The sequence below is a fragment of the Mycobacterium heidelbergense genome (genome assembly GCF_050205645.1).
In the GTDB taxonomy this organism is placed as follows: Bacteria; Actinomycetota; Actinomycetes; order Mycobacteriales; family Mycobacteriaceae; genus Mycobacterium; species Mycobacterium heidelbergense_A.
Map to the genome: position 1 here is coordinate 53,305 of NZ_JBNMQT010000006.1, position 13,331 is coordinate 66,635.

Sequence of the window (13,331 nt, forward strand, 5' to 3'; positions counted from 1 at the left end):
TCTGTGGCATTTTCTCCGCTTGGCAAACGTTACGGTGCTCGGCGTAGTTCCCGGGCCGACACGCGGCCTATGCGGCGCGACCATCAATGATACCGGGATGGCCGAGCGCGGCCGACTAAAGTCGGCAGGCGTGACCCGCCGTGCCCGCCCGCAGCCCTGCCGCTGGTGTGGTCGAGACGTCGCCGATGCCGGCATGGGCCGCCGCCGCCAGTACTGCCGGCAGTCGTGCCGGCAGCGGGCCTACGAGCAACGGGCCTCGCTCCACCGGGGCGAGGCGGGGGCAGCTCTGGCGCTGCCGGCCGATGCGGTGGTGCTGTCGGCCGACGAGGCGGCCGACCTCTCGGATCGTGTTTACCAGGTGCGATGCGCGGCGGAGGACGTCGCCACGGCGCTCGACGAGGGAGCCGAGGCAACCGAAGTGCGCGCCCTGTGCGAAGTGCTGATCCGCGCCGCCCGCGCCGCCGACGGCTGGCGCCGAGTGGGTGTCTGACCGCGACGCCCCGCGGCGCCTGGCCGGCTCGCATCGAGTTTCGCAGCGCCATGCGCCTGACCACTGCCGATGCCTAGCCGGGTACAGTCGCGCCATGGATGGTGCGCCGAATCTCGGGGACTTCGGGGCCACCGCGCGCGTCGCCGGGCCGCATCGGACGTTTTGAAATCCAGCCGGAGTTGGACATACTCACCAGCGACATTCTTGGGTCGGACCGCAGCACGACGACGTCGCTTCGTGCCGCAACTTCCGTGACTCGGCGAGAGCCGCCTCCGGCGGTGAACGACGGCCAATGGTAGGCGAGGGGCAGTGATGGTGGACCAACTCCAGCATGCGACCGAAGCGCTGCGCAAAGCGCTGGTCCAGGTCGAACGCCTGAAGCGCACCAACCGTGCCCTGCTGGAGCGGTCGAGCGAGCCCATCGCGATCGTCGGGATGTCCTGCCGCTTCCCGGGCGGCGTGGACAGTCCCGAGGCCCTGTGGCAGATGGTTGCCGACGGCCGCGACGTGATCTCGGAGTTTCCCACCGACCGTGGGTGGGACCTGGCGGCACTGATCGACCCCGACCCCGACGCTCGCCACAAGACGTACGCGCACACCGGTGGCTTCGTCGACGACGTCGGGGACTTCGACCCCGCGTTCTTCGGCATCGCGCCCAGCGAAGCCCTGGCGATGGACCCCCAGCATCGGATGTTGCTGGAGCTGTCGTGGGAAGCGTTGGAGCGCGCGGGAATTGACCCCAGCGGGCTGCGCGGCAGCGCCACCGGGGTGTTCGCCGGGCTCATCGTCCAGGGCTACGGCATGCTCGCCGAGGAGATCGAGGGCTACCGCCTGACGGGCATGACGTCCAGCGTCGCCTCGGGACGGGTCTCGTATGTGCTGGGCCTGGAGGGCCCGGCGGTGTCGGTTGACACGGCGTGTTCGTCGTCGTTGGTGGCGCTACATATGGCGGTGCAGTCGCTGCGCTCGGGGGAGTGCGACCTGGCACTGGCCGGCGGCGCGACGGTGAACGCCACGCCGACGGTCTTCGTCGAATTCAGCCGGCACCGCGGATTGGCGCCCGACGGGCGGTGCAAGGCCTACGCCGGGGCGGCCGACGGCGTCGGCTGGTCGGAGGGCGGGGCAATCCTGGTCGTGGAGCGGTTGTCGGATGCTCAGCGATTGGGTCATCCGGTGTTGGCCGTGGTGCGGGGTTCGGCGGTCAATCAGGATGGCGCGTCGAACGGGTTGACCGCGCCGAATGGTCCGTCGCAGCAGCGGGTGGTGCGCGCGGCGCTGGCCAACGCGGGGCTCTCGGCGGCTGAGGTCGATGTGGTCGAAGGCCACGGGACGGGCACCACGCTGGGTGACCCGATCGAGGCCCAGGCTTTGCTGGCCACCTATGGCCAGGACCGCGACGAGCCGCTGTGGCTGGGGTCGATCAAGTCCAACATGGGTCATACGCAGGCCGCCGCCGGTGTGGCCGGCGTGATCAAGATGGTGCAGGCCATGCGCCATGGGGTGCTGCCGGCGACGCTGCATGTGGATGCGCCGAGCCCGCACGTCGATTGGTCCGCGGGCTCGGTGTCACTGCTGACCGAGGCGCGGGCGTGGCCGGCGGATCATCAGCGTCGGGCCGGGGTGTCGTCCTTCGGGATCAGCGGCACCAACGCGCACGTGATCGTCGAGGCCGCTCCGGTGGAGCCGGCGCGCGAGGTTGCCCCTGCGCTGCAGGTGGTGCCGTGGGTGATCTCGGCGAAGTCGCCGGCGGCGCTGCGGGCGCAGGCGGCGCGGTTGGCCGCGCATGTGCGCGCTCGCGACGAGCTGGATGCCGCCGATGTCGGGTGGACGCTGGCGGGCCGTGCGACGTTTGACCATCGGGCCGCCGTCGTGGGCGGCGACCGGGATCGCCTGCTGGCCGGGTTGGACGAGCTGGCCAACGATGACGTCGCCGCGTCTGTTGTTCGCGGCACCGCGACGCCGGCGGGCAAGACCGTGTTCGTCTTTCCCGGCCAAGGCTCCCAATGGCAGGGCATGGGCGTCGAATTGTTCGACACCGCACCGGTATTCGCGCGGCAGATCGAGGCGTGCGCGGAGGCTTTCGCGGAATTCGTCGACTGGTCGCTGATCGACGTGCTGCGCGGCGCGCCCGGTGCTCCGGGAATGGATCGCGTGGACGTCGTGCAGCCAGTGCTCTTCGCGGTGATGGTGTCGCTGGCCGAGTTGTGGAAGTCGGTCGGGGTAAATCCGGACGCGGTGATCGGCCATTCGCAGGGGGAAATCGCCGCGGCCTATGTCGCCGGGGCGCTGTCGTTGCGCGATGCCGCGCGGGTGGTCACGCTGCGCAGCAAGCTGCTGACGTCGCTAGCCGGCCCCGGGGGCATGCTGTCCATCGCCTGCAGCACCGAGCGGGCTCGGGAGTTGTTGGCGCCCTACGGTGATCGGGTCAGCATCGCCGCCGTCAACGGCCGGTCGGCCGTCGTGGTGTCGGGTGAGGTGGGGGCGCTCGACGAGCTGGTCGGTTTCTGTGCCGACCTGGAGCTGCGAACCCGGCGGATCGACGTGGACTACGCGTCGCATTCGGTTGAGGTCGAGGCGATCCGCGGTGAGCTCGCGGAGGTTCTCGGCGGTATCGAGCCGTACTCCTCCCGTATCGCGTTCTTTTCCACCGTGACCGGAACCCGCTTGGACACAGCGGGATTGGATGCCGACTATTGGTATCGCAACATCCGCCAGACCGTGCAGTTCGACCAGGCGGTGCGCAGCGCGGGTGAGCACGGGTATCGGACATTCATCGAATCCAGTCCCCATCCGGCCCTGGTCGCCGGGATCGAGGACACCGTCAACGACTGCCTGGGCGGTGACGGCGAGGCCATTGTCGTTCCGACCCTGGGCCGCGACGAAGGTGGACTCGAGCGGTTCTTGACGTCGGCGGCCACCGCGTTCGTCGCGGGAGTGCGCGTGGATTGGCGCGGTGCCCTGGACGGTGCCGGCTTCGTGGAGTTGCCGACGTACGCCTTTGACCGCCGCCGGTTTTGGCTGTCCGGTGAGGGCGTCGCGGCCGACGCCACCGGCCTGGGGCTGGGCAGCAGCGAGCACCCGCTGCTGAGCGCGGTCGTCGAGCTGCCTGCGTCCGGCGGGGTGGTGCTGACGGGCAGGTTGTCGCCCAGTTTGCAGGGCTGGCTCGCCGATCACGCCGTGTCCGGCGCGGTCGTGTTCCCCGGCGCCGGGTTCGTGGAGTTGGCGATCCGTGCGGGCGACGAAGTCGGTTGCTCGACCGTCGACGAGCTGACGCTGCAGGCGCCGTTGATGTTGCCGGCCAAGGATTCTGGACTCGGCTCGGCCGCCGTGCAAGTGGTGGTGGGCGCCGCCGACGAATCGGGCCGGCGAAGTGTCTCGATTTTCTCGCGCACCGATGCGGACGCCGGCTGGGTCTGTCACGCCGAGGGCACACTGAGCCCCGGCTCGATCGAGCCGGACGCGGATCTCTCGGCGTGGCCGCCGGCGAACGCGGTCATGGCCGACCCGGCCGACGGCTACGAGCAATTGGCCGCCCTCGGTTACGGCTACGGCCCGGCGTTCAAGGGATTGACCGCGACGTGGGTGCGCGGTGACGAGGTGTTCGCCGAGGTGCGGCTGCCCGAAGCCGCCGGCGGCGTCAACGGGTTCGGCGTGCACCCCGCGTTGCTCGACGCGGCGATGCATGCCCTGGTGATGGGCCACCAAATCACCGGCCGGGCCGGCGAAATGGTGTTGCCCTTCTCGTGGCAGGGAGTGTCGTTGCATGCCGCGGGCGCGTCGGCCGTGCGTGCGCGCATCGCGCCGGTCGGCGGCACGGCTTCCAACGCGGTCTCCATCGAGCTGGCCGACGCGCTGGGACTGCCGGTGCTGTCGGTGCGCGCGATGGTGGCGCGACCGGTCAGCGAGCGGCAGCTGCGTGCGGCGGTGTCGGGCCCGGGCCCGGACCGGCTGTTCGAGGTGATCTGGTCGCCGGCCGCGACGAAAACCGCCGCGACCCAAGCCGACTTACCCGTTCACCAGATATTCGAATCCGTTGCGGGCCACGGCGATCCGGTCTCGGAAACCTACGAGCGCACACACCAGGCGCTGGGCGCCGTGCAGTCGTGGCTGACCGAGCAGGACTCCGGCGTCCTGGTCGTCGCTACCCGGGGCGCCATGGGATTGGCGGGCGAGGACGTCACCGACTTGGCGGGCGCGGCCGTGTGGGGGCTGGTGCGCTCGGCGCAGACCGAGCATCCCGGCCGGATCGTGCTCGTGGATTCCGACGCGGCCCTCGATGACACCGCGATAGCCGCCGTTCTCGCGGCCGGTGAACCCCAGGCGCTGCTGCGCGACGGCAAGGTCTACACCCCGCGGGTGCACGGCAGCCGGGCGGTCGACGGGATCATGACACCCCCGAGCGAGGGACCCTGGCGGCTGGGTATCGACAGCGCGGGCACCTTCGAAAACCTGCAACTGGAGCCGGTTCCCAACGCCGCCGCGCCGCTGGAGCCGGGCCAGGTTCGGGTGGCCCTGCGCGCCATCGCGACAAACTTCCGCGACGTCATGATCACGCTGGGCATGTTCACCCACGACGCCCTGCTCGGTGGCGAAGGCGCCGGCGTGGTCGTCGAAGTCGGCCCTGGCGTCACCGAGTTCGCGGTCGGCGATTCGGTATACGGCTTCTTCCCCGACGGCAGCGGCACGCTGGTGCCCGGCGATGTCCGCCTGCTGCTGCCGATGCCCGCCGCCTGGTCCTACACCGAAGCCGCCGGTATCTCAGCGGTTTTCACCACCGCATACATGGCGTTCATCCACCTGGCCGACGTCAAGCCGGGGCAGCGGGTGCTGGTGCACGCCGCCGCCGGCGGGGTCGGAATGGCCGCGGTCCAGCTGGCACGGCATCTCGGCCTCGAGGTCTTCGGGACCGCGAGCCGCGGCAAGTGGGACACGTTGCGGGCCATGGGCTTCGACGATGAACACATCGGGGACTCACGCACTCTGGAGTTCGAGGACAAGTTCCGGTCGGTGACCGGCGGCCGCGGCATGGATGTGGTGCTGGACTCGCTGGCCGGTGAATTCGTCGACGCCTCACTGCGGTTGGTCGCGCCCGGTGGGATTTTCCTGGAGATGGGCAAGACCGACATCCGGGACCCGGGCACGGTCGCCCAGGAATACCCCGGCGTGCGCTACCGCGCCTTCGACCTCTTCGAGCCCGGCCGTCCGCGGATGCATCAGTGGATGCTCGAGCTCGCCGGGCTTTTCGACGCCGGGGTGCTGAAGCCGTTGCCGGCGACGACATTTGACGTGCGCCGCGCGCGCAGCGCGTTGCGGTACCTGAGCCAGGCTCGTCATGTCGGCAAGGTCGTCATGACCATGCCGGACGCGTTGGCGGCCGGCGCCGTGTTGATCACCGGCGGTACGGGCATGGCGGGCTCGACGTTGGCCCGTCACCTCGTCGCGCAGCACGGGGTTCGCGACTTGGTGCTGCTGAGTCGCAGCGGTCCCGACGCGCCCGGGTCCGCTGACTTGGTCGCGGAATTGGAGACGGCCGGGGCTCGGGTGCGGGTGGTCGCGTGCGACTCGGCCGACCGTGACGCGCTGGCGAGGGTGATCGCCGATGTCTCGGACCAACGGCCGCTGTCGGGCGTGGTTCACGCGGCCGGAGTGCTCGACGACGCCGTGGTGACGTCCCTGACGCCCGAGCGCATCGACACGGTGCTGCGGGCCAAGGTCGATGCGGCGTGGAACCTGCACGAGTTGACCCGCGATCTGAATCTGTCGGCGTTCGTGATGTTTTCGTCGATGGCGGGGCTGGTCGGGTCGTCGGGCCAGGCCAACTACGGCGCGGCCAACTCGTTCCTCGATGCGCTGGCCGCTCATCGGCGGGCCCATGGGCTGCCGGCGATGTCGCTGGCGTGGGGGCTTTGGGGTCAGGCCAGCGCCATGACGGGCGGGTTGGACGCCGCCGACCTCGCGCGGCTCGGCCGCGACGGGATCCTGGCGTTGTCGTCGGCCGAGGCGATGGAACTGTTCGACACCGCGCTGGTTGTCGACGAGCCATTCATCGCGCCCGCCCGCATCGATCTCGGCGCCCTGCGCGCCCATGCGGCTGCGGTACCGCCGATGTTCACCGACCTCGTCAAAGCGCCGACCCGGCGCCGGGTCGACGACTCGCTGGCCGCCGCGAAATCGAAATCGGCGCTCGCGCATCGCCTGGACGGGCTGCCCGAAGCGGAGCAGCACGCCGTGCTGCTGGACCTGTTGCGCTCGCACATCGCCACGGTGCTGGGCAACACCACCGCCGAGGCGATCGACCCGGACAAGGCGTTCCAGGAGTTGGGCTTCGACTCGCTCACCGCGGTCGAAATGCGTAACCGGCTCAAAACCGCTACGGGACTGGCGCTTTCGCCCACACTCATCTTCGACTATCCGACGCCCAACGGCCTGGCCGGCTACATCCGCACCGAACTCGCCGGAGTGCCGCAGGAAATCAAGCCCGCCCCGGTTGCCCGCGCCACCGGCGACGATCCGATCGCGATCGTGGGCATGGCATGCCGCTATCCGGGCGGGGTGAATTCCCCGGACGACCTGTGGGACATGCTGGTCGAGGGCCGCGACGTGCTCTCCGAATTCCCCATCGATCGCGGCTGGAACCTGGCCGGGCTGTACAACCCGGACCCCGACGTTCCGGGCACCTGCTATACCCGCACGGGTGGCTTCGTGGATGGCGTCGCGGACTTCGACCCCGCATTCTTCGGTATCACGCCGAGTGAGGCGCTGGCGATGGATCCACAGCAACGGCTGTTCCTGGAGTTGTCGTGGGAAGCCTTGGAGCGCTCGGGAATTGAGCCCGGCGGGCTGCGCGGCAGTGCCACCGGTGTGTTCGCCGGGGTGTACACGCAGGGCTACGGCATCGGTGCCGCGCCGGCCGCCGAGGGGTTCCGCCTGACCGGGCAGTCGTCGAGCGTGGCGTCCGGGCGGATTTCGTATGCGCTGGGGCTGGAGGGCCCCGCCGTCTCGGTGGACACGGCGTGCTCGTCGTCGTTGGTGGCCTTGCACATGGCGGCGCAGTCGCTGCGCTCGGGCGAATGCGACCTGGCCCTGGCCGGTGGGGTCACCGTCAATGCGACACCCGACATCTTCGTGGAGTTCAGCCGCATGCGCGGGCTGTCCGCGGACGGCCGCTGCAAGGCGTACGCCGGCGCGGCCGACGGCACCGGATTCTCCGAGGGCGGCGGCATGCTCGTGGTGGAGCGCCTGTCGGACGCGCGACGCCTAGGGCACCCCGTGCTGGCCGTGGTCCGCGGGTCGGCCATCAACCAGGACGGCGCCTCGAACGGATTGACCGCGCCCAACGGTCCCTCGCAGCAGCGAGTGGTTCGCGCCGCGCTGGCGCACGCCGGGCTGTCGGCGGCGGACGTGGATGTTGTCGAGGGCCACGGCACCGGAACCACATTGGGCGACCCGATCGAGGCGCAGGCCTTGTTGGCGACCTATGGACAAGACCGGCCCGAACCGCTGTGGCTGGGGTCGATCAAGTCGAACATGGGCCACACGCAGGCCGCCGCCGGTGTCGCCGGTGTCATCAAGATGGTGCTGGCGATGCGCCGCGAGATGCTGCCCGCGACTTTGCATGTCGACGAGCCCAGCCCGCACGTGGATTGGTCCGCGGGCTCCGTGTCGTTGCTGACCGAGGCGCGGCCATGGCCCGCGGATCATCCGCGTCGGGCCGGGGTGTCGTCGTTTGGGATCAGCGGCACCAACGCACACGTCATCGTCGAAGCGGTCCCCGCCGAGCAGCCCGCCGAGCCGGAACCACGGCCCCGCGTGCCGGCGGTGCCGTGGGCGGTGTCGGCGAAGTCGCCGTCGGCGTTGAGATCTCAGGCCGCGCGGTTGGCGGCGCACGTGCGCGCCCACGGTGAACTCGACATCGCCGATGTGGGGTGGTCGTTGGCCGGCCGGTCGACATTTGAGCATCGCGCTGTCGTCGTCGGTGATGACCGCGAGCAGTTGCTGACCGGGCTGGACGCGCTGGCCAACGACGACCCGGCCGGGTCGTTCATTTGTGGTTCCGCGACTCCCGGTGGCAAGACCGTCTTCGTCTTCCCCGGCCAAGGCGCCCAGAAACTGGGCATGGGAATGGAATTGCACGCCGCGTATCCGGTTTTCGCCGAGGCGTTCGACGCCGTCGTAGCCGAACTCGACCGGCACCTATTACGCCCGCTGCGCGACGTCATCTGGGGGTCCGACGAAAACCTGTTGAACTCCACCGAATTCGCGCAGCCCGCGCTGTTTGCGGTGGAAGTTGCGCTGTTCCGGTTGCTCGAGTCCTGGGGTGTGCGCCCCGATTTCGTGATGGGCCACTCGATCGGCGAACTGTCGGCCGCGCACGTAGCCGGCGTCCTGTCGCTCGAGAACGCCGCGGTACTGGTGGCGGCCCGGGGCCGATTCATGCAGGCGCTGCCGGAGGGCGGGGCGATGATCGCCGTGCAGGCCAGCGAGGAAGAGGTGCGGCCGCTGCTGGGGCCCGAGGCTGGCATCGCGGCGGTCAACGGCCCGGCCTCGGTGGTGATCTCGGGCGAAGAGCAGGCGGTGACCGCAATCGCGGAGCGGCTCCGCGCCGACGGTCGTCGCGTCCATCAGCTCGCCGTCTCCCACGCCTTCCACTCTTCGTTGATGGATCCGATGATCGACGAATTCGGCACCGTCGCCGCCGGACTCGCCGTCGGCGCCGCCACCATCCCGATCGTGTCGAACGTGACCGGACAGCTCGCGGGCGACGACTTCGCATCGGCGGCGTACTGGAGGCGGCACGTGCGCGAAGCGGTGCGCTTCGCCGACAGCGTGCGCTTCGTGCACTCGGCCGGCGGCGACCGTTTCCTCGAAGTCGGTCCCAGCGGCGGGCTGACGGCATCGATCGAAGAGTCGCTACCGGATGCCGCCGTGACCACGATGTCGGCCCTGCGCAAGGACCGCCCGGAGCCGATGGCCCTGACCAACGCCGTCGCGCAGGGGTTCGTCGCCGGGATGGCCGTGGACTGGCGCGGCATCGTCGGCAACGCAAATTCCGTCGAATTGCCCACGTATGCCTTTGAGCGGCGGCGCTTTTGGCTGTCCGGGGACGGCGCTGCGGTCGATGCCGCCGGCCTGGGCCTCGCCGCCGGCGAACATGCCCTACTCGGCGCGGTGGTGGAGCTGCCGACCTCGGGCGGAGTCGTGCTCACCGGTCGGTTGTCACCGGCCGCGCAGGGCTGGCTCAACGATCATGCCGTCGGTGGGGTCGTGCTGTTCCCGGGCGCGGGATTTGTCGAGTTGGCGATCCGCGCAGGCGACCAGGTGGGCTGCGGGATCGTCGACGAGCTGAATCTGGCGGCGCCGCTGGTGTTGCCGGCCGACGGATCGGTCGCAGTTCAGGTCGTGGTTGGCGGACCGAATGATTCGGGCGCCCGTGAGGTTTCGGTGTTCTCGCGATCCGATACCGGGTCCGGGTGGTCGTTGCACGCCGAAGGCGTTCTGCGGGCGGGATCGATACAGCCGGGCGCGGATCTGTCGGCGTGGCCGCCGGTGGGTGCGGTCGCGGTGGACGTCGGCGACGGGTACGAGCGGCTGGCCGAGCGTGGGTACGGATACGGGCCCGCGTTCCGCGGACTGACGACGATGTGGCGTCGCGGCGACGAAGTCTTCGCCGAAGTTACCCTGCCCACCGACGCGGGGGTGTCGACGGCCGGCTTCGGCGTCCATCCGGCGATGCTCGACGCCGCACTGCATGCGGTCATCCTCGCGTCCGATGGCGGCGAGCTGCCCGAGGGCTCGATGCTGGTGCCGTTCTCCTGGCAGGGGGTGTCGTTGCACGCCGCGGGGGCGGCGGCCGTGCGAGCGCGGATCGTGCCGAACGGCCAATCGGCGGTGTCGATCGAGCTCGCCGACGGGTTGGGGCTGCCGGTGCTCTCGGTGGAGTCGATGGTGGCCCGCCCGGTGACCGACCAGCAGCTTCTGGCCGCGGTGTCGAGTTCGGGGCCGGACCGGCTCTTCGAGGTCGTCTGGTCCGCTCAGCCGTCGGCGGCGGTGCAGCCGGTATCGGTGTCCGCTTGGGGGACAACGGAGTTGGAGCAGCCGGACAACACCGAGGCCGAGCGCTCGGCGGTGCTATTCGAATCGGCACCGGTGGCTGGTGACGTCGTGACGGAGGTATACGCGGCGACGCGCGCGGTGTTGCCGGTGCTGCAGTCGTGGCTGGCCCGCGACGGGGCGGAGACGTTGGTGGTGTCCACCCGCGGCGCGATGGCGCTGCCGGGGGAGGACGTCACCGATTTGGCGGGCGCGGCGGTGTGGGGGCTGGTGCGCTCGGCGCAGACCGAACATCCCGGCCGGATCGTGCTCGTCGACACCGACGAGGCCTTGGATGCCGACGCGATAGCGGCGGTTCTCGCGGTCGGCGAGCCGCAGGTGTTGGTGCGGAATCGGACGGTCCACACCGCGCGGGTGCTGGGCAGCCGCGCGGTCGGCGGTCTCCTGGTGCCACCGGATGCCGGGCCGTGGCGGCTGGGCATGAGCAGTCGGGGAACCATCGAGAATCTGCGGTTGGAGCGGATTCCGGATGCCGATGCGCCGCTGGGGCCCGGTCAGGTGCGGGTCGCGTTGTCGGCCATCGCGGCCAACTTCCGCGACGTGATGATCGCGCTGGGCCTGTATCCCGATCCGGACGCGGTCATGGGCATCGAGGCCGCCGGCGTCGTCGTGGAAACCGGCCCAGAAATAGCTTCGGAGGACGGACGTTTCACGGTCGGCGACCGCGTCATGGGCCTTTTCCCGGACGGGACGGGAACGGTCGCGATCACCGACCACCGACTGCTCGTCAAGGTGCCGGAAGGATGGTCATACACCGCCGCCGCGACGGCTTCGGTGGTGTTCGCTACCGCGCGCTACGCGCTGGTCGACCTGGCGGACGTCAAGCCCGGCCAGCGGGTGCTAATACACGCCGCCGCCGGTGGGGTGGGTATGGCCGCGGTCCAGCTGGCCCGTCACTTCGGCCTGGAAGTGTTCGCGACGGCCAGCCGGAGCAAGTGGGACACGTTGCGGGCCATGGGCTTTGACGATGACCACATCGGGGACTCGCGCAGCCTCCAGTTCGAGGAGAAGTTTCGGGCCGCGACCGGCAGGACCGGCGGGGCCGGGATGGACGTGGTGCTCGACTCGCTGTCCGGTGATTTCGTGGATGCTTCGCTGCGGCTGGTCGCCCCCGGCGGGGTGTTCCTGGAGATGGGCAAGACCGATATTCGCGACCCCGAGGTCGTCGCCCGGGATCATGCCGGTGTGCGCTACCGCGCCTTCGACCTGTTCGAAGCCGGACCGGACCGCATCGCGCAGATGCTCGACGAGTTGGCCGCGCTGTTCGGCGACGACGTGCTGCGGCCGCTACCGGTCACCAGGTTTGATGTGCGCCGTGCGCCTGCCGCGTTGCGCTATTTGAGCCAGGCCCGCCACGTCGGCAAGGTCGTGATGACGATGCCGGATGCCTGGACGGCCGGCACGGTCCTGATCACCGGCGCCACGGGGATGGCCGGTTCGGCGCTCGCGCGGCACGTGGTGGCCCGCCATGGGGCGCGGAACGTGGTGTTGGTCAGCCGGCGCGGTCCCGATGCACCCGGCGGCGCTGAGCTGATGTTCGAGCTGCGCGCGGCGGGCGCCCAGGTGGAGCTGGTGGCCTGTGATGCCGCGGATCGCGAGGCGTTGGCGAAGGTGATCGCCGAGATCCCGGTGCAGCACCCGTTGACCGGCGTGATTCACGCCGCCGGCGTGCTCGACGACGCGGTGGTGGCGTCACTGACTCCCGAGCGGCTCGATGCCGTGCTGCGGGCCAAGGTCGACGCGGCGTGGAACCTGCACGAGTTGACCCGCGATATGGATGTGGCTGCCTTCGTGATGTTTTCGTCGATCGCCGGGCTGGCGGGCGCATCGGGTCAGGCGAACTACGCGGCCGGCAATTCGTTCCTGGACGGGTTGGCCGCCCATCGCCGGGCACAGGGGCTGCCGGCGGTCTCGCTGGGCTGGGGGCTATGGGATCAGGCCAGCGCCATGACCGGGGGGCTGGGCGCCGCCGATCGCGCCCGATTCGGGCGGGACGGGATTGTCGCGATGTCCTCGGACGAGGCGCTGGAATTGATGGACACAGCGCTCATCGTCGACGAGCCGTTCATGCTGCCCGCCCACATCGACCTTGCGGCGCTGCGGGTGAAATTCGACGCCGGTACGCTGCCGCCGATGTTCGTCGATTTGATCAATGCGCCCACCCGCCGCCAGGTCGACGACTCGTTGGCCGCCGCCAAGTCGAAATCGGCTCTGCTGCAACGCCTCGAAGGGCTGCCCGAGGACGAGCAGCAGGCGATTCTGCTGGACTTGGTGCGCTCGAACATCGCGACCGTGCTGGGCAGCTCCAGCGCCGAGGCTATCCATCCGGATAGGGCGTTCCAGGAGTTGGGCTTCGACTCGCTGACCGCGGTCGAGATGCGCAACCGGCTCAAGTCCGCCACCGGCCTGGCGCTGTCGCCGACGTTGATCTTCGACTACCCGAACTCCGCCGCGCTGGCCGGTTACATGCACCGCGAACTCGTCGGCGCATCGGAGCAACATGCTCCGGCCACTGTGCCGGGCGAAGCCGAAATCCAGCGTGTCGTCGGGTCGATTCCGGTCAAGCGCCTGCGGCAGGCCGGAGTCCTGGAACTGTTGCTCGCGTTGGCGAATGAAGCCGACGGCGCCCAGGCGGCGGCCCCCGCGGTGACGACGGAGAAGGACATCGCGGACATGGACCTCGATGCCCTCGTCAACGCGGCCTTGATGGACGACGACGAGTAGCCATGAG

The 13,331-nt window shown here is 69.9% G+C and carries 2 protein-coding genes; both read left to right on the forward strand.

Translation table 11 applies throughout. The features are described from left to right. Positions 1-130: 130 nt before the first annotated feature. Entirely contained in the window at positions 131-490 is a 360-nt protein-coding gene (locus tag ACQI5H_RS08280) for a hypothetical protein (RefSeq protein ID WP_427078918.1), read from the forward strand. A 312-nt stretch (positions 491-802) separates the two neighbouring features. After that, positions 803-13,324 carry a type I polyketide synthase gene (locus ACQI5H_RS08285; RefSeq protein WP_427078919.1) on the forward strand — a complete coding sequence of 4,174 codons (12,522 nt, stop codon included), beginning with the start codon at positions 803-805 and terminating at the stop codon, positions 13,322-13,324. The last annotated feature ends 7 nt before the right edge of the window (positions 13,325-13,331 follow it).